The sequence below is a fragment of the Coleofasciculus sp. genome, from assembly GCF_046539235.1.
Classification (GTDB): Bacteria; Cyanobacteriota; Cyanobacteriia; order Cyanobacteriales; family Coleofasciculaceae; genus Coleofasciculus.
On the sequence record NZ_JBKHHI010000086.1, the window covers coordinates 1 to 18,935 of the forward strand.

General features: G+C 46.2%; 11 protein-coding genes. 3 read left to right on the forward strand and 8 right to left on the reverse strand.

Features of this window, described 5'->3' with window-relative positions; translation table 11 throughout:
• Positions 1-138: 138 nt before the first annotated feature.
• The 5 genes from ACLFWI_RS10305 to ACLFWI_RS10325 all read right to left on the reverse strand — a co-directional run bounded on the left by ACLFWI_RS10305 (position 139) and on the right by ACLFWI_RS10325 (position 10,183).
• Entirely contained in the window at positions 139-2,886 is a 2,748-nt protein-coding gene (locus ACLFWI_RS10305; protein ID WP_446412867.1) for a CHAT domain-containing protein, read from the reverse strand.
• A gap of 381 nt (positions 2,887-3,267) precedes the next feature.
• Positions 3,268-6,078: a two-partner secretion domain-containing protein gene (locus ACLFWI_RS10310; protein WP_446412868.1), complete on the reverse strand. Its 2,811-nt coding sequence runs from the start codon at positions 6,076-6,078 to the stop codon at positions 3,268-3,270.
• Between the two features lie 9 nt (positions 6,079-6,087).
• Positions 6,088-6,267: a hypothetical protein gene (locus tag ACLFWI_RS10315; protein WP_446406554.1), complete on the reverse strand. Its 180-nt coding sequence runs from the start codon at positions 6,265-6,267 to the stop codon at positions 6,088-6,090.
• Positions 6,268-6,380: 113 nt separating this feature from the next.
• Positions 6,381-9,203 carry a two-partner secretion domain-containing protein gene (locus tag ACLFWI_RS10320; protein ID WP_446412869.1) on the reverse strand — a complete coding sequence of 941 codons (2,823 nt, stop codon included), beginning with the start codon at positions 9,201-9,203 and terminating at the stop codon, positions 6,381-6,383.
• A gap of 206 nt (positions 9,204-9,409) precedes the next feature.
• On the reverse strand, positions 9,410-10,183 hold the full coding sequence (locus tag ACLFWI_RS10325; protein ID WP_446412870.1) for an AhpC/TSA family protein: 774 nt from the start codon (positions 10,181-10,183) through the stop codon (positions 9,410-9,412).
• 124 nt (positions 10,184-10,307) lie between these two features.
• On the opposite strand from ACLFWI_RS10325, the gene ACLFWI_RS10330 reads away from it, so the two are divergent.
• Both ACLFWI_RS10330 and ACLFWI_RS10335 read left to right on the forward strand, forming a co-directional pair.
• A complete protein-coding gene (locus tag ACLFWI_RS10330) occupies positions 10,308-10,643 on the forward strand; it encodes a DUF433 domain-containing protein (RefSeq protein WP_446412871.1) in 336 nt (111 codons plus the stop codon).
• A gap of 396 nt (positions 10,644-11,039) precedes the next feature.
• Positions 11,040-11,621, forward strand: a complete 582-nt coding sequence (locus tag ACLFWI_RS10335) for a PEP-CTERM sorting domain-containing protein (protein ID WP_446412872.1) — start codon at positions 11,040-11,042, stop codon at positions 11,619-11,621.
• Positions 11,622-11,846: 225 nt separating this feature from the next.
• Here the strand turns inward: ACLFWI_RS10335 and ACLFWI_RS10340 are convergent, their stop codons facing one another.
• Positions 11,847-13,931, reverse strand: coding sequence for a cation:proton antiporter domain-containing protein (locus tag ACLFWI_RS10340; RefSeq protein ID WP_446412873.1), 2,085 nt, complete (start codon positions 13,929-13,931; stop codon positions 11,847-11,849).
• A gap of 218 nt (positions 13,932-14,149) precedes the next feature.
• Between ACLFWI_RS10340 and ACLFWI_RS10345 the strand changes: the two genes are divergently transcribed.
• Positions 14,150-15,658 carry an anthranilate synthase component I gene (locus tag ACLFWI_RS10345; RefSeq protein WP_446412874.1) on the forward strand — a complete coding sequence of 503 codons (1,509 nt, stop codon included), beginning with the start codon at positions 14,150-14,152 and terminating at the stop codon, positions 15,656-15,658.
• Positions 15,659-15,771: 113 nt separating this feature from the next.
• On the opposite strand, the gene ACLFWI_RS10350 is transcribed toward ACLFWI_RS10345, so the two are convergent.
• Together ACLFWI_RS10350 and ACLFWI_RS10355 are read right to left on the reverse strand one after the other, a co-directional pair.
• Positions 15,772-16,539 carry a DUF928 domain-containing protein gene (locus ACLFWI_RS10350; RefSeq protein ID WP_446412875.1) on the reverse strand — a complete coding sequence of 256 codons (768 nt, stop codon included), beginning with the start codon at positions 16,537-16,539 and terminating at the stop codon, positions 15,772-15,774.
• A gap of 829 nt (positions 16,540-17,368) precedes the next feature.
• On the reverse strand, positions 17,369-18,935 hold a 1,567-nt coding region (locus tag ACLFWI_RS10355), incomplete at its 5' end, for a CHAT domain-containing protein (protein ID WP_446412876.1).

The following is an 18,935-nucleotide window of genomic DNA, read 5'->3' on the forward strand; positions in this document are numbered from 1 at the left end:
TAGCGAGGCAAACCAATAGCGAGGCAAACCAATAGCGAGGCAAACCAATAGCGAGGCAAACCAATAGCGAGCGAGACGCTCGCACTACTGTTCCCCTCTGCCCTCTGCCTTCTGTATTAACAGGGAACAGCCTTTGCGTCAAAGCCAATTTCCGACTAAGACAAAGGGCGCCCAGTAAAAGGGATGCTGATAATTAGGTTGACGTAGGAGAGTGAGTTGAGCCTGACGCAGGGCTTGGGCTTTACTCACTTGAGATTGAGTGAGTTGTCGATAAAACTCAACCATCAACTGAGCCGTCGATTCATCATTAACTGACCATAAGGTTGCTAGAGTACTACGAGCGCCCGATCGCACGGCTAATCCAGCCAGTCCCAAAGCCGCTCGCTTGTCCCCTGTCGCCGTTTGGCAAGCACTGAGAACCAGCAGTTCAATCGGGTTGGTATTCTGTCGCTGTCTGGTTTGCAGGAGTTGATCCAAATCTTTCACCTTGATCCGCCCATTCCAAGTGAGCAGAAATGTGTTCTCGGCTTTGGAGCTAAACTGTCCGTGAGTCGCTAGATGAACCACTGGGAAAGGAGTCGCTTCAATTTGCTCTTGCAGCGTTTGATGGGTAAACTGTTGATTTAAAAAGACCTTAGTCGGAATTTGGGCAGCGATGTTTTGCACTTCCAACTCCACCGCGGGGAGAGCCGGAAAACCGCCCCGCGCCTCGGTGAGTCCAGCGGTTAACGCTTTCAGTTGTTGGGGAAGGAGCGATCGCGGCTCGATCAGTTGTAATCCTACGGATAGCGCGATATTGTAGTTTTCAATCAGATACTGCTGTCCATCGTAGAGCGCCGCCATGGGCAAATTTCGCAAAGCATCATCCAAAACGAAGACGAGGGTTTTAATCTCATTCTCTTTTAATTCAGGTTCAATCGGTCGGATCAACCAATCATAAAGTTGTTGGGAAAGGCGTAACCGTTCTTTGTTTGACCATACTGGATTTAAGGCTTGTAGTAGCTGCTCAATAGTGCTGTCTATTTGAGTCTGAGCTACATCCGTTTGAAAATAGCGCAGGGGTTTTCCGGGTAGGGAGACAATCACGGCAAAATGATCAGGCAAAATAATCGGGTAAATTACCGAAGCCTGGGGATCAATCTGGTCAATGGTTTGGCGTTGAACTTGCCAACAGGCTTCCCGAAAGAAGTTCTCTAGTTCCGCCAATCTCAGGGATTCAATGGTTTCACGCGCTTGGGTGAGCAGCTCTGGTGTGGGCTGATTGCTTAAGAGCAATTCCACCAAATTGCGATAAATGGGTTCAACGGTTTCCCGAAAGGAAAATTGCACATCAGGATTAATCGCCACCAAATCACGGCGTAGGGATTGCAGGGTATGAACGGCTTCCCGATTTGCCGCGATCGCGCCTGTCAGATTACCTTGATGTTGGAGTATCTGACTCAGTTGCCATTGCCAACGGTAGGCGATTTCAGTGGCTTGTATTCCTTGCGCCAAACTTAATGCTTCCTCCGTTAACCCTCGCGCCTCTAACCACTGCTGTGTCTCCATATAAAGATGTCCCAATTGACCCAAGGCGTAAGACTCGGCTCTCTTATCATTAAGCTGTCTGGCTTGGTGGATCGCTCTAGCTAACAATTGTGCGATCGCGCTGGGATTGGGGATTGGGGCTGGGGTAATTATATCCCGTTCCCCAAGCAGGGCGGGTTTAGTGTAGTCTACATTGCTCCCCATTTTTATCAAACTCTCAGCGAAATTCACTTGAGCATAAACCGCCGCCCGATTTAGGGGTAAGTTGGATAATTGAGCGTAAATTTGGGGGACTAAGGTTTGAGCGTCTGTCCAATTTTGAGTTTCAATCAGCAGGCTGAGTTGGTTGAGTTGGGCTTCCACTTGGGTGAGAGTGGTGGTTGCTGTTGAGGCGGCTTGTTGATAATAGGCGATCGCATCTTCAAATTCCTGTAACGCTCTAGCTGTATTTCCCAGGCTAAATAGCGTCGCACTTTGATCCGATGCTGAATCGAAGCCCTGAGTTATAGCCAAACTTTGCTGCAACACCTGTTGTGATTCCTCCAGATTACCCACCACTTGCAACGCGACGCCCAGACTCCTTAATCCGGCGGCTTTGAGTGACGAATCGGGTTGAGTTTGGAGTTGGGTTTGCACTCGCTCTAAGGTAATCTGCGATCGCCGATAGAGTCCCAACGCTTGTAAAACTTGTGCTTGGTTAATTTGGCTCCCGAATATACCTGTTTGATCCCCCGCGTCTTGATACGCCTGTTCTGCCTGTTTCCAGGTTTCTAAAGCCGCTTCCATTTGTCCTTGGACGTAGTGGAGACTGGCTTGAGTATTCAGCAGTTGGGCGAGGAGGCGTTGATGATTGGGGGTGGGTTTGAGGAGATTAGCGACTAGATTTAAGCTTTGGGTAATCGTTTGTTCTGCCTCATGCCATTGTCCCAACTCTTGATAGGCTAAGGAGAGATAACTTAAACTCAGGGCATGGTGGATGCGATCGCCTTGAGCTTGATACGCTTGCATCGCCTGTTGCCAAACCCTAATCGCTTGCCAAAAGCGCCCCGCCGCATAGAAGGCTTTGCCTTGTTCGAGTTGAGTTAAAGCATTGTTATCCTCCTGAACTGAGTTTCTATCCTGTTCCTTGTTTCCTATTAAGAGTTTCCGACTCAAGAATTGAGTCTGAGTTGATCCCGTAAGCGGTATCGGCGGATGCTGCGCTTGGGTGGGAAAAACCCACGTTATCAGGAACAATGTGAGTAATCCTAACCCGATACAGCGACTGAAAACCTTGAGGCGTGAGGGGATTAGCGCTATTTTTTGAGTTCGCGATCGCCTTACAGCCATTTTCAGTCTGATGCGGGGCAAAAAAGTCATGAGGGAAAGAATAAAACGATGACTTATGAATATTATGAATAAGGGCTAGTTGGGTTGCTCAGTTATTGGGTAACAAGTTTTCCTAAATGGAATAGCACGCTCCTTGATCTGAATATCGTCAATTTAGACCCAGAAAATAATTTTTTTAATCTTTAAGCTCAAGTAAGCGGAAGCTGACTGTTTGGTCAGTTTTTTCACCTCTCAAGGGTTTATTCCTTGCCCTTGGCAAGGTCGAAAAAGGGCTTGAAACCCTCATCTTGTCTACTTTCTACATTAATGCAGCAAGTCCTAGGTAAGTCTTTGCACCCGTTTTAACGGGTTTATGCTTTGAGCCAGAACTTTAGTTCAGGGCTTAATTTCGTTCGAGGACATACTTATAACTTAATTTAAGCATGTTGCTGATCCATACAAGGAACTGTGGGGAGTAACTTCAGGAACATGAGCCACTAACTCAACCTGACCTTGAGAATTAATGATCCATCCTTGAGCTTCTACAATGGGTAAGCGACGCTCAGAAGCAGATTCTCCCCTATCTCCCAGACTTTCTACAGTCACGTCTCTACTAGCCCCGCTCCCAGACGTTGCATGCAAAGTCTCTACATAATCTCCTTCATCTTCATTCAACACCAGCGTTCGTAAATCCTGCCAAAGGGTTCGACCTCGCAGGGTTTGAGTGGGGTCTTCGGGTAAACCTCCCCGCCCAGTTACCACAAAGGAATTACCTTCATCCGCAGCACAACCTGTAGCAATTTGGTTATTGGATTCAATAAAGTTTTCCGGTAACCGGACTAATCCCTGATTGGGATCAATATTCTCTATGTTGATATTGACCATACCTTTAAACTCAGGTCCAAGTGCTGATGTCGCCGTAATATCACTCTCTGGAGTTAACCTTTCTCGAAATTGTGTACCAAAAATACCAAACGCATTAACCGTAACCCGACCCCCTGTTCCCACTTGAGCATTGGCACTAATATCGCTATTATTAAGTGCCACTAAATTACCTGTATCAATCGTAATATTACCACCATTAGCATTCTCAGCATTCGTGCTGATTTGACTCTGATTCTGTAGCAACAAATTCTGCGTTTGCAGCGTGATATTCCCGCCAGTTCCTGCAACCGTAGTCGCCGAAATTGTACCCCCGTTACTTAACCTGATCAAATCAGCCTCTATTCCTAAGTTTCCTGCGGCGGCTAACTTTTCCCCATTAACTGTAATTTCCGCTCCATTTCTGATGATTAAACGTCTTGTATCAATCGTTACATCCCCCGCTTCCCCTAATACCTCAGTCTGAGGCGGTGGAATAAAGCCACTGGGAACGGAATCAGAAGAAGCATCTGAGCGCAAACTACTGGGAAACTTGCCATCGGCGGAAACACCACTCAGTTCCACAGACTCTGATGTTCTAACCACCAATCGTCCCGCCCGCCCAGCATTTTGGGTGGTGGTTGAAATCACTCCGCCATCACGCAGGACTAATCGCCTAGTATAAACCTCAATATCCCCCGCCGCACCTGTGCCAAAACTTTGGGTATTCAAACTACTCAATTCTTGACCATTCGCCGAAGTGCCAATTAGTTCCACACTATCTGACGCCCGAACATTCACCGTTCCACCTTGAGCTGTACCGAATGTCGCCGCACCAATTCCCGCACCATCCTGAATGGTTAAGCGTCGAGTTTCAATGATCACATTTCCCCTGGCTTGAGTCGCATCCTCAAAAGCATTAGAAGCAATAGCACTTTTGAATCGACCATCGGGTGTCGTACCAATCAGTTCAATCGAATCGGATGCTTGAATGAACAAATTTCCGCCACGCCCTGCATCAAAGGTAGAGTTAAATATTCCACCTCCTTCGCTAGCCCTTAACTGTCGGGTTTGTACGGTTAGTTGACCTGCATCTCCCTTGCCATAACTATCAGCAAATAGTTCTGAACCCACCAATTCCACCGATTCAGACGCTCTCACCATCATATCACCGCCTGAACCAGTGCTAAAGGGAGAGGTTGAGATAAAACCACCCTCTTGCAAACTTAATGTTTCCGTATTAATGATTAAGCTATTTGCCGCACCAGAACCGAAACTTAGCGAAAATAGACCCGTACCCAACTCCGGAAGGGTAATTGTTTTCTCCTCAAACAGTGTATCTAATACCTCTTGTAGATTTCTTATGCCAATAATTTCCACCGATGCAGCATTTACCATCAAGCGACCAGCTGCCCCATCACCAAAGGTAGACGCCGAAACAAAAGCGCCCTCTTTTAGGTTCAATTGTTCCGCTTGAATCGTAATATCACCGCCGTCAATATCACCTTCTGTATTCGCCAGAATTTGTGACGCTTGCGTCAGATTCACCTGAGCGCCTCGAACTTGAATAAAACCGCTACCTGTACCACTAGCGTCTACGACTGATTGCTGGGATAGGTTAATATCTTGGAAATTTTTCACTTGTTCATATCCCAGAGTGAAGCCATTAATCGTTGGCGTAATCTGGACAAAACTATTCTCACCAACACTACCTAATTCAATTCGCCCTTGAGGTGCTGTCAAATGTCCTCCCGGAAACCGCAGTTCGCCACCCACTAAAGCTAAGGTTTGAAGGGAATCTAAGTGTAAGCCACCAGTCGATTGATTCTCAATAGGAGCTGGATTTGCACCAAACTGCAAGCCAATGGGTACATTTATTGATAATAAGGGTGGGGTTGAGGAATTCCTGGCGCTAAACTCCTGCCCATCGGGAAACTGAATGCTATTGGCTGTACTGGCTAAAAATGAGCCTCTAATATCGAGTTCTGCATTCGCGCCAAAGACAATGCCTTGAGGATTAATTAAAAATAAATTTGCGGCATTATTAACTTTAATTGTGCCATTAATTTCTGATGAGTTATTGCCTGTAACTCGATTAATAATATTTTGGACATCCTGATTAATCGTTCTCAGGTCAAACAATGCTGTTGAACCTTCAGAAACAGAAAACTCTTCAAAGCTGTGGAATAGATTATTTCCTACTCTTGTGCCGTTTTGAATCTCACTAATATTACCATTCTTTGTGACTCTTGTATTTTGGGGCAATGTGTCATCAGGTATAACCTGGGCATGAGCTATCTTACTTGAAACCAGTAAGTCAACAAACAAATTCCCGGTTAATAAAAGTAATGTAAATGATTTTTGCTGAATAAAACTTCCCATAGGTAATTGTTAATTTAAGTTATTACTGAAGTAGGTTGGGTTGAACGGAGTGAAACCCAACAGTATCAAGTTAGCTTCTGTTGCAATACCGCTCGGATAACCTCTAAATTTAACTTTTTCTACCCCTGCTTCCCCTGCTTCCCCTGCTACCCCTGCTTCCCCTGCTACCCCTGCTTCCCGACGCGCCATGGCACGTCTCTACATTGCTTCCCCTGCTACCCCTGCTTCCCCTGATCCTCTATCCCTTGATCCTCTATCCCTTGCAGTATTGGCTTCTGTTAGGTCTCGTACCTCAACCCAACCTACTGTTTTATTGAATAACAATAAGATTTTGTGGATAACTCCAACCCCCTTAGTCTATTATTAGGCATATCAGCCACCAGTTCGATATTACCATCGGCATCAATAACCCATCCTTTAGCCTCCACAATAGAAGAACGGCGAGAGGTCAGGTTTTCCCCTGGATATATTTCCTCTCTTGTCGATGGGAATTGCTGTCGATTCTCTCCATGTCCCGTCTCCTCCAGATTTTCCGCATCCAAATCCAGAGGACGCCAATCTTGCCAAATGGTTCGACCGCGTAAAATTTGACTGGGGTCTTCGGGTAATCCACCGCGTCCCGTCACGACAAAGGAATTTCCGGTTTCAGCGACACAACCTGTGGCAATTTGATCACTGGGTTGAGTAAAGTTTTCCGGTAAGCGAACTAATCCCCGATTCGGGTCAATTCCCTGAATATTTAAAGTTACCAGACCATTAAATTGTGGTCCTAAATCTGATGTGGCAGTGATATCACTATTGGGGGTAAGTTCATCCCGAAACTGAATGCCAAAAATACCTTGAGCTGTAATACTAACACGACCACCTCGACCTTGACGAGCATTAGCCGTGATATCACTATTATCGATCGCGACTAGAGTATTGGTATCGATTGTTATATTACCGCCATCACTGTTCTCTGTATTCGTGGTAATCCGACTATTGCGCCGCAGCAACACATTTGATGCTTCCAGTCGAATATTTCCCTCTGTCCCCGCCACTGTAGCTGCACTAATTGCCCCTTGATTGTCCAGCCAAATCGAATCAGCGATGATATCTAAATTACCAGCAGCACCCGATGCTGTTCCCCTGACGCCAACTTCTGCGCCATCCCACACATTTAACTCTCTGGTTTGAATCTGCAAATCCCCTGCGCCACCAGCACCACTGGTATTCGCTTCAATCGCACTGGGTACGATACCATCACCAATGATGCCAAAGGAGACTCGTTCGACACCGGGATCAACACCCGTCGCCACACCCGCCACTGTGACTGATTCAGCCGCATTAATCGTTAACGTTCCGGCTGTCCCTGCACTCCCTGTCGCGGCGGAAATTTGAGCGCCATCCTGTACACTTAAGCGGCGCGTGGTAATCATTAAATCTCCCGCGGGCGCTGTTCCCCGTTGTCCTTCTACAGTTAACAGCGATGACGAAGTAAACAACCCACTCAAAAACCGACCATCAGCAGAAATTCCCCTCAATTCCACCGTATCGGCGTTAATCATAAGATTTCCCCCTCGTCCCCCACCCGCCGCCGACGCTGAGATTTGTGACCCATCCGCAACAATGAGTTGACCTGTATTCAGGGTAAAATCACCCGCATCCCCCGCACCCAGCGTCGCTGTGAACAACCCGCCTGGAACAACCGCATCGGCTGGGGTTCCTCTGAGTTCCACCCATTCAGCCGTTATTGTCATATTTCCCCCCTCACCCTGACTTATACCGCCAGGAGTGGTGCTTAGGGATGTACCCTCTAGCACTCTCAATTGATTTGTGGTTATGGTAAAATCACCGGCATTTCCTTGAGCGATGGTTCCTGTGGCTAACAGAGACCCACTGGTTAAATCTGCCAACTCCGAAACATTTAGGGTTAAATCGCCACCATCACCCCCAGCCAATGCGGTGGTTAAAATAGCCGCGCCGTTGTGCACAATCAATTGGTTGGTTTCAATGGTTAAATGTCCAGCATCACCCTGTCCACCACTTACGCTAAATAAACCATTACTAGGATTAAGGGGATCCAAGGTTCCGGATAGAAGCTGCCGTGAGGGTTCTAGAGGGGTTGTGCCAGTCACGTTCACTCGGTCAGCACGAATGGTCAGATTGCCTCCTGTACCTGCACCAAATGTAGAGGTAGAAGCAAACGCACCCTGTTGCCATGTCACCTGATTTGCCTGAATATCAATCCCGCCGCCGTTCACATTACCGAAGGTTTCCGCCACTAGGTTTGAGCCTTGAGTCAGGGTGACTTGTCCCCCCCGCACCCGAATTTTGCCACCACCACCAGCACCTAAATCACTGGTATTGACGGCTGTGGAATCGGTTAAGTCAATCGTGCCAAATTGTTGTATATCTGAATAATCTAAGGCAAAACCTGGGGTTATAGGAGTCAGATTCACTTGTCCAGAACTCGCCACACTTCCCAATTCAATGTGTCCTTGTGGTGCTGTCAGATTGGCTCTATTTAATGATAAATTTCCTCCCACCAGTGCTAAGGTTTGACCGGGGTTTACTGACAGGTTACTATTTGCTTGATTAATAATCGGTGCTGGATTTTCACCAAACTGTAAACCAATTGGTACGTTAATGGTGAGCAGGGGCGGGAGTTGGGTATTGGTGGTGCTGAATTCACTGCCATCAGCAAAAATAACACTATTCGCGGTACTGGCTAAAAAGGAGCCACCGATATTGAGTTGTGCATTAGCGCCAACTATAATTCCGTTGGGGTTAATCAGGATTAGGTTGGCAGTGCCATCTGCGGCAAGGATACCATCAATAATGGACATTTTGCTGCCTGTGACGCGGCTGATAATAGTTTCTATATCTATGTTTTGGGGAATCAGTTTAAAGATGGCTTGGGAGTCTTTAGGAATAGAAAATTCCTCAAAACTGTGGAGGAGATGATTTCCGGTGCGGATTCCGCCTTGAATCTCACCATTAGTAATGTTGGTGTTGGTTGAAAAGTTATCGTTATCGGGGATTATTTGGGCATTGGCTGTGCTGATGAAGATGAGAAGGCTGAGGAGAAGATTACTGGGAATCCAGAGGAAAGGGTAATTTGGTTTGGGATAATAATGGTTCATGATTGGGGTATATCTTTGAAGGAGTGTAGAGACGTAGCATGCTACGTCTCTACATCGGGGCGGGTTTAGTTACCTTTGGGTGAGGTAAAAAATGATAATAGTAAAACCCGCCCCTACATAAAACTTTCTTTCTTACTCAATCACCAATTGTCTGTACTTTTATTCCGGAATCGATGCGATCGCTACCCTTCTACCCTTCTACCCTTTTACCCTATTTCATCTAAAAATGATAAGGGGCGGCTCATGTTGGCAGCAAAGCCGAGTATTCCGCGATCGCGATGTTCGTACAGTAGCTTCCCATCTGTATCAAATAGGAAGGTTGCACCTCGCTGGGTCATATAGGCGGGATTGGGAACATAAGTTTTCCAATGGCTTAAAACTTCTACCATATTCCGTAGTCTTAATGTGGCGAGTTCAAAGGGGCGCTGATATCCACGTCCCCCAGCGAATTGAAAAAATGAGCCTTTGAGCAGGGGTAAGGGTTTCGCCTTGATAACTTCCTCATCGCCGATAAGCTGAGGTGCGTTGCGATCGCCCCGATAACCGCGAAATACTTCTGCAAGCGTACCAGGGCTACCAATCCCCGCACACATTAAGAGTAGATTCAACCAGGCTCTTTGGGTGGTAGAAAGTCCCGGAAGTTTGAAACCCAACCCAGGATAGAGGTTAAGCTGGCGATGCAATTGAGCCTCTGGATCAATAAACAACCACTCCGCCGGAAATCCGGTATAGTGACAAAACTGTTTTCCCGAATCGAGATTACCAATCCCCACAGCGCGAATGGCGATTCCCTTAGCCTGCAACTGTTCAGCCTCTCGCTGTAACCAGAAGGCGTATTCGAGGCTGTCAAAGTCACCAAGTTGAGACCAAACGAGTACCAGGATGCGGGGCGCATTCTCGCAGTTTTCCAGGAGCGATCGCGTCATACCATCGCTGACTCGTTGGCGTTGAGTTTGATGAATAATAGCGTAGGGATTCATTTTAGGCAAAACTGTGATGAGTAAAGATTTTGTGCCAGTGATAACAACAACTGATACCCAATCCGAGCGCGGTTGATTTCAGTTATGATTATTTATAATGTAGACCTGTAGGAGGCATGAGTAAATGAGTCTGACTTTAGAGCGTGAAATGCCACCTCTTTTTGAAGATTCAACAGGAGCGATTCGAGTCGGAAATTCAAGGGTTTTGCTGGAGTTAGTGATTCGCGCTTTTCAGGATGGTGCTTCTGCTGAATCCATTGTTCAGCGTTATTCAACACTATCGTTATCTGATGTTTATACCACAATTGGTTATTATCTCCGACACCAAGATGCTGTGGAAGCCTATCTTAACCTTCGAGAGCAGTTGGCTGAATCTGTGCATCAGCGTTTATTGAGTGTTCAACCTGATTTAAGTGTAATTCGTTCTCGCTTGTTATCTCAGCAGAAACAGAATTTATGACCCGCAAGGAAATGAATTTCCTTGCTAATAGCTCAAGTCATCTAAAGATGACTCAATTGGCTGGCTTCTTTAATCTTCAGTCCACGAAGCGTGGACTTTCGCTATTAGCCAAGAACTTCAGTTCTTGGCGGATGTGGAAACCAACCATTAAGCCTTCTATTGCTTAAGTTGACACCAATGGACATATCGTGCCCCTACAGGTAGCGCAGACGCCGTCAAGAAATCTCGCACCCAGCCCATCGAACCCGCCAGGTTAACTTAAGATTAATTATCGATTCACAAAACTTCCTAGTTTGACCGCAACTTCATCAAATCTTTATTTGACTCATTGGCATTGGCGAAGTAAAGTAATCCATAGTATATTTTTTGGTTTACAGCACCATTTTAATGAGAGTCATGCAAAACATTTTCACAAAAATTGCCGTTACCGCTGCAACTTCGGCGGCTTTATCTGTGGCGATCGCTCAACAAGCCCAAGCGATCTCGTTCAACTTTAATTGGCAGGGGGATACGGGTTATTCAGCAACGGGGATGTTTAGCTACGACGAAACCACAGCCCCAACTATCATTTCCGAAAGTGGTGCTGGAGCGACAAACAACCTAGAATCCTTCATGGTTTCTTTCTTCGATCCAGACAACAATCCGCTCCAGTCGTTTAATACGGTGACTGACGGAATATCTGAATCGCCTTTTTTTGAATTTAATTTTGATACTTCGACTCAAACTCTGTTTGGTGATTTTAACGTCGGAGGGGGTATGGGAGTAACCGGAGAACAATTCTTATCTGGAGAGATTGGTAGCCTATTGCGATTGCGTGAGAATGTCGATCAAATGGGAACTTCAATTGAATTAGATCGAAATTCTGGGGAGATTACAGTTAGTGCCAAAACATCAGTACCAGAGCCTGCTTCGGTTTTGGGTGTATTGGCATTCGGTGCAATGGGTGTCGGTTCAATCCTGAAGAAAAAGCAAGCGTAGAGCGATGAAATGAATGCGATCGCTCTTCTCATAAATCTTGCTTGATTAGGAGGCAGTGATCGCAACAAAAGCATACCTGGCTTGTATTATGAGGTATAGGGGCGAAGCATTTACGGAGCAAGGATAGCAATAAGTTCTATAACTTTTATGCGTAACTACTTCGCCCCTACCTAACACCAACCTTCCACCGGAACGTCGGAAAGATTGCTCCTAGGCATCTCCGCTTCAATACGGTTCCCCAAACAACACTAATGAGCAGGTGAGTTCCTTAATCAATTGTGTGGTAATATCGCTCACCGCTAACCCCGCAATAGTACGGCGACGCAAAGAGCGCAAAATGACCATATCCGCTAACTTAGCTACTTTCAAAATCGCCAGCGCCACATCGTCAGCTTTAATCACTTGCACCTCTGATTTTACCTGCCCGCCAGTGACATTCAACAGATGGATATACTCGTCTTCAATCGCCGCCATTTCAGAAGGTGCTGTTTTAGCCGGACAAACGTGCAGCAGTTTCACCTCCCCTTGATGAGTATCAGCCAGGAGTTGAGCAAATCTCACCGTGCGGATTGTCTGGGGCGAGAAGTTTTTGGCGGGTACCAAGATTTTACGTAGATTGACTGGCTCATCTAAAAGTCGCATCACCGCAACTGGACAGTGAGATGCCCAAAATACCCGGTTAATAATCGTACCAAACAAACGTGCCCGCAATCCGGTATTTTTGCGCCAACTCATGACAATTAAACTGGCGTCTTGTTCCCGGGCGGTGTGAACAATTCCAGAGGCGATGTCATTCTCAATCCGCACTACAGGTTTCGCCTCAGCTTCAAATTCAGAACTAATGGTTAGCGCTTTGTGTAGGAGTCGCCGACTTTGTCGTAGGTTAACCTGCATCTGGGGTTCATCCATGTAGGTACGAGATGGAGATATGGACAGAGGTATAATTTGACCGGATTGATGACGCGCTATCAGTGCTGCCATTTCCATCAAATATCCCTTGGTTTGACTTTTGCTCACAGGTACAATTATCGTAAATGGAACGGATTCTTGTTCCTCTATCGGTTTAGAGTGAGGTTTTTCCCACCAAAGTTTGGACTGGTTACTTTTGGGGCTGGCTTTGGGTAAAGGGAGTTTCGGCGCAAATTTTCCAGTCAGTAGCGGACCGAGGATAGAGGTAATCAGCATTAAAACAATGATGCTATTAAATACAGTTTCCGTGATTAACCCCACCTGCAAGCCAACCAAGGCGGCGGCTAGCGTGGCGGCGACTTGGGGGATAGACAAGGACCACATTACCATCATCTCGTTAAAACTGTAACGATAGAGGAATTTCGCGATCGCGGCGGCGAAGAATTTGCTCCCCAGTAATCCCACGACAATTGCTAGCGTTAGCCAAAAACTGGTGGTGAGGCTTTCGATAAACACAGGAATGTCCAGAAGTAAGCCCATGTCTACAAAGAAAAAAGGGATAAATAAAACACTCCCCACAAACTCCACTTTTTCTTTCACCGGTGAGTTTCCCACCACATCATTAACCGCCAAACCTGCCATAAAGGCACCGACAATCTGATCTACCTGAATAATTTCTGCCCCCACCGAAGCTAGAAACACCGCCAGGAGTACAAACAAAAATTGATTGCCTTCATCATCTCCCGTCCGCCGAAAATGTTCCTTTCCCACCCAGTCAAAGCCAAATAAAACGATAGCGGTGTAAATCGCTAATGCCACCAATTGCTGGAGCAAACTATACAGAGAAAATTCTCCCGCATTAATCGAAACACAGATGGCTAGAACAAGTAGCGCACTAATATCAGTAAAGATTGTCGCGCCAATGGTAACAATGACTGGTTCTTTCTCAACTAAACCCAACCGCTGGACGATAGGATACCCTAATAGAGTATGGGAGGCAAATAAAGAACCCATCAGCAGGGATGTATTCCAACCAAAACCAAATAATCGCCCAATCATCATACTGACGACGAGTGGTACGATAAAGGTCATCAATCCAAAAACTAAGGAGCGATGTTTTTTCTTGCGGAACTGCACCAAGTCAATTTCTAGCCCAGCCACAAACATCAGGTAAATTTTACCAATACCTGATAGCAGCTTCATGGTCTCGGTTTGACCATCTAATAGCTGCAAACCATTGGAACCCAAGATGACTCCTGCCAACAGCAATCCGACTAACCCAGGCAATCCCAGGCGCTCGAACAATGGCGGAATGGTTAAACTGACTAACAGTAGAATAGTAAACGCAACAATTGGACCTTCGGGTAGCCCTGTTTGTAAAAATGTTAGAGATTCATTCATTACCTTTTGGCTGAAAAATTGCCGCTATTTTATCGATGCTTATTCTTCAATTCCCCAAGTTTGCTTAAACCTATTGCTTCGGAATTCTTACGGTCTTGAAGACTGATAGGTACATTCACTCGCTCAGTAAATTGACTAAATTGTTTTTGTCTATAAAGGGTTGATGTTATACAAATATTGTAGCCAAAAGCACAGCATCAGGAAAAATTTACCACAGAATGGATGTGAATACCGCGATCGCGACTGAGTTATTTGAACCCACCCCATCCTCCCTCAACCCCCTACACCCTTGGCATTGGCGCAAGCTTCCTCTGGCTAAGCGTAGTGGTTCACACGTCTTTGATGCGCTATTTCTCCATCCTAGAGGAGATTCGACACAGGGAATAAATTTGGCTAAAAATTATCACATTGCCACTCTTTTAGAAAGCCCGGTGACACCTCATAATACCCATCTGGCTCGATATTCGATTTGTGCGGGATCTCCTCGCTTTGTTGAGCATCACCCTCAACTATGGACTCCATCTATGGGAAATATTTTACCCTTCCTGCGCCGCCTACTTCAAGTGAAAAAGCCAGAATCGCCTGTACCTGCTGAACTTCCCTTTACAGGGGGTTGGTTAGGATGGCTGGGATATGACTTAGCCTGGGAGATTGAACAACTCCCCCACCTAAACACTGATCCTCTACCTTTCCCCATCGCCTACTGGTATGAACCCGACTCCTTTGCGGTGCTAGATCATCACCAGCAAATTCTCTGGTTAGCGACGACAGATTCGACTCAACTCGACTCCCTGCAACGTCAGTTAGAGGAAGCGGATAGAGAAACAGGAGTAAAGAATCCAGCCAAACCAGACAAAAGTAATCCCATCACTCCCATTTTCCACAGCTCCCAGCAAGATTATATAGCGGCGGTGCAGCAAGCGAAACGATATATTCAAGCTGGGGATATCTTCCAGGCGAATTTGTCGTTGCGGTTTGAAGCACATACCGCTTTGGATAGCTGGTCAATTTATCGAGCATTGCAACAGATTAATCCTTCCCCCTTTGCCAGTTATTGGCAAACGCCGTGGGGAGCAATGATTAGCTGTTCGCCAGAGCGATTGATTCAGTTATCCGGGAAAAAAGTTGAGACCAGACCGATTGCTGGAACGCGGAAACGTGGCGTTAATTCAACTCAAGATGAGCAGTTAGCCCAGGAGTTAATTGCTAATAAAAAGGAAAGAGCAGAACATATCATGTTAGTTGACTTAGAGCGCAATGATATCGGCAAAGTTTGTGAATGGGGAACTGTACAAGTGAATGAACTTCTCACTATTGAACGTTACAGCCACGTTATGCACTTGGTTAGCAATATTATCGGAACACTTAGTCCTAACTGTGACCCGATAGACTTAATTAGAGGTGTATTTCCTGGAGGCACCATTACGGGTTGTCCGAAAGTTCGCTGTATGGAAATTATTGAAGAACTCGAACCCGTCAAGCGCAACTTATTTTATGGTTCTTGCGGTTATTTAGATTGGCGGGGGAATCTCGACTTAAATATTTTGATTCGCACGTTGCTGTATCGTAAATCTAGCCAGTCTCAAGCTGGAGCAACGGTTTGGGGACAAGTGGGTGCTGGCATTGTGGCAGACAGTGATCCACAAAAGGAATGGTATGAGTCTTTACAAAAAGCCCAAGCTCAACTCAATGCGCTGAATCTGGGCGGCAAAAACACCATTGGATAAAGGGCGCACATCGATAAAGGGCGCACGTCGGTGCGCCCCTACAGATGGGATATTTCATGATTACATCCTTCGTCACTGCATCAAATACTTTCCACAAACTCCCTAACGAAGTGTCAATTAACAAGGGGTTGAGTGGCGATCGCATCGAGTCCCACTGATTTCAATAAGTCTGCCCAAGCCACTTGAAAGGAGGAATCCTCTGGATGAGATTGTCTAAGTTGAGCCAGGGTTGTCAGAGTATCGAACCAAATGCCATTTGCCCCATACTGGAGAGCCTGTTCTAGCAAAGGTTCTCCGTCTAGCTGATTTAATGTTCCATTCGGCTTAATCCGTTTAATCACGCCTTGGACTCCGGGACTATCGGGCGTAACTTGTGCGCCACAAATCATCAGAAACGACCAATGATACGTTTTACCAACTTCTAGCTTGGATGCTTCATCGGGGAGCTTTACGCTGATAATCCCTGCTTGTTTGGGTATGGGCAAGGTTGTTTCGTAATAATAATCCTCATTTTCGTCCTTGAGCACAAAGAGTACCTGCTTCGCCGTGGTTTTAGGGACATAAACAAAAAATGTCGGGCGCTCTGCAACGGTCAATCCTTGGCGAGTCGTGGGCATTACAGGCGTAATTGTTGGCTCAAGTGCCTTCGCATCTTGAGGACATCCGCCATCACGAGTCCCTCCCCCTTCCGTATTGTTGGGTAAGGGTGGATCATCAGTTGGTGGCGGTGTGAAGCTTACCGTCACCATCGAACGACTGGCTAAAGTTCTACCCGGCGTAACCTCTTGCGCCTGCACGGGTAGTCCCTCAATCGGTAGGATGTGCCACAACAGACTGAGGAGAAAGAAGCCGATATAAATGTAGTAACGTTGCCAAGTCACGATAATAATCCTCTTGAACAGTAAATGCCTTGGCGAATGACACTATTAATCTTAAACAATTTCGTTTATAATAGCCAGTCTTCAGCCTAGATTTTCCTCAACCCATAGGAGTAAAAAATGAGAAGATTTATGTTGTAATAAGTCTTTCTATGTAAGGTTGATCACAAAAATACATCTAGGTTGGCTCTGGGATAATCCCCCTCCGGGATTTTTGATGAGCCTGAGCTGCCATCTGTCACGATTCTGAATAAACAGGAGTACATCAACGAAAAATCAGGGTTTTTACCGGGTAATCTTCGCAATAATCCCAATTGCTCACGAGAGTACCAAATCTCAGTTGAACTAGTCCCCCCAATGAAATTCCTCATTCGCCAGGAATTGCCAGAGTGGTCACGTTGTCGTGTTTACATTCAGGGAGTAGGTGCATCTTAACCGGAATCCTCCAGTCAGATATCTATCGGGCGACAGAGTTGCTTACAGCAGTTTGCTCTGCTATGCGGTACATTAAACAGGTTACTAAGTAACATAATCTACAGCCATGTTTATCGAGATAACTAATTTACACTAATTTACATTATTTGACAATCAGAGTAAAAAAGATCTAGCGCGTCTAAATCATTTGTACAATTAATTAACATTCTTTACTAATACTTAATATTGGCGAAACGTCTGTGGTTTATAACTCTTAGGTTATGCTCTTGGCTTTTTCAGTTTCACCTGAGTTGTACAACTCAAATAGACTCTATCCCAGCCAGATCCCCGACTTCGTAGGAGTTGTCGGGGATCTGTTTACCTCACTTACACGCCATGGCGCTGTAGAACCGACGCTCTATAACCAATTGCCCACCAAAACAAACGGCGCCCAGTAATAAGGATGCTCATACTGAGGATTTTTCAAGATAGAAAGCTGTGCCTGACGCAGAGATTCCGCTTTGTTGTTTTCAGCTTGAGTCAGGTATTGGTAAAACTCAGCCATCAGTTGAGCCGTTGATTCGTCGCGAACTGACCACAGAGTTGCCAGAGTGCTGCGAGCGCCGGAACGCACCGCCACACCCGCTAATCCCAAGGCAGCTCGTTGATCCCCGGTTGCGGTTTGGCAAGCACTGAGAACCAGTAATTCAATCGGTTGGCTATCCTCTCGTTCTCGAACTTGCAGTAGTTGATCCAAATCATTGACATTAACTTGACCTTCCCACGTCAAGATAAACGTATCTTCCACCTCAGAACTAAACTGACCATGAGTAGCAAGGTGAACCACGGGGAAAGAAACGGCACTAATTTCTTGCTTAAGTGTGGTTGTGGTAAACTCCTGATTGAAAAGCATCTCAGACGGTACTTGATCCGAGATTTTATTCAGTTCCAACTCGACTCCAGGTAAGGCAGAAAACCCCCCACGTTCCTCGCTGAGTCCACCAATTAATGCCTGAAGTCGTTCTCGGTCTAATGCACGCGGTTCTAATAGTTGCAATCCAGGACTAACCGCGACACTATATTTTTCAATTAGATACTGTTCTCCATCATAAAGGGCTGCCATGGGCAGATTTCGCAACGCCCCATCCAGAATAAAGACGAGGGTTTTAACGCCACTGTCGGCTAACTCGACTTCTATGGGTCGGATCACCCAGTCATAAATGTCTTGGGAATAGCGTAATCGTTGTTTGTTTGATAGAACCGGGTTGAGGAATTTGCGGAGCTCGATAAAGGCGTTGTTCACCTCTGTTTCTGGTAATTGAGTTTGATAATGGCGCAGGGGTTGTCCCGGCAATGATAGAATCACAGCTAAACGGTCTGGCAGAATAATCGGATAAATCACCGCCGCCGTGGGATCAACCTGATCAATTTGCTGGGGTTGCGCCTGGATACAGGTGTGGCGAAAAAAGTTATCTAATTCAGCAAGCTGGAGAGATTCAATCACCTCGCGGGCTTTTTGCAGGTTTTTCTGACTCGGATCAGATTTTAGGAGTAATCCCACCAGTTGACGATAGACGGGTTCAACCCGCTCTCGAAAGTAGAATTGTAAATTGGGCAGGGCAATCAAATCACTACGGAGCGATCGCAAGGTTTCCACGGCTACAGTATAAGCGGCGACGGCATCCTTTATATTGCCTTGCTTTTCCTGAATTCGACCCAGTTGCCATTCCCATAAATAGGCAATATCGCCAGCATTAATTCCTTGCACTAAACTCAGCGCCTGTTGCGTTAACTTTTGCGCCTCAGCTAACTGCTGCTGCTGTTCGTAAAGTTTGCCTAATTGTCCAATGGCGTAGGATTCAGCTTTCGCGTCTTGAATCTGTCTGGCTTGTTGAATTGCCTTGGCTAACAATTGTGCGATCGCACCGTCCGTAGTCAGCGCTTTAGCGCTTCCGTTCGTAGTCAGCGCTTTAGCGCTTCCGTTC

Bases quoted from the DNA above. Each gene is read 5' to 3' on its own strand.
- ACLFWI_RS10325 (WP_446412870.1), bottom strand. From the start codon at position 10,183: ATGAATCCCTACGCTATTATTCATCAAACTCAACGCCAACGAGTCAGC.
- ACLFWI_RS10315 (WP_446406554.1), bottom strand. From the start codon at position 6,267: ATGGCGCGTCGGGAAGCAGGGGTAGCAGGGGAAGCAGGGGTAGCAGGG.
- ACLFWI_RS10305 (WP_446412867.1), bottom strand. From the start codon at position 2,886: ATGACTTTTTTGCCCCGCATCAGACTGAAAATGGCTGTAAGGCGATCG.
- ACLFWI_RS10310 (WP_446412868.1), bottom strand. From the start codon at position 6,078: ATGGGAAGTTTTATTCAGCAAAAATCATTTACATTACTTTTATTAACC.
- ACLFWI_RS10340 (WP_446412873.1), bottom strand. From the start codon at position 13,931: ATGAATGAATCTCTAACATTTTTACAAACAGGGCTACCCGAAGGTCCA.
- ACLFWI_RS10335 (WP_446412872.1), top strand. From the start codon at position 11,040: ATGCAAAACATTTTCACAAAAATTGCCGTTACCGCTGCAACTTCGGCG.
- ACLFWI_RS10330 (WP_446412871.1), top strand. From the start codon at position 10,308: ATGAGTCTGACTTTAGAGCGTGAAATGCCACCTCTTTTTGAAGATTCA.
- ACLFWI_RS10345 (WP_446412874.1), top strand. From the start codon at position 14,150: ATGGATGTGAATACCGCGATCGCGACTGAGTTATTTGAACCCACCCCA.
- ACLFWI_RS10320 (WP_446412869.1), bottom strand. From the start codon at position 9,203: ATGAACCATTATTATCCCAAACCAAATTACCCTTTCCTCTGGATTCCC.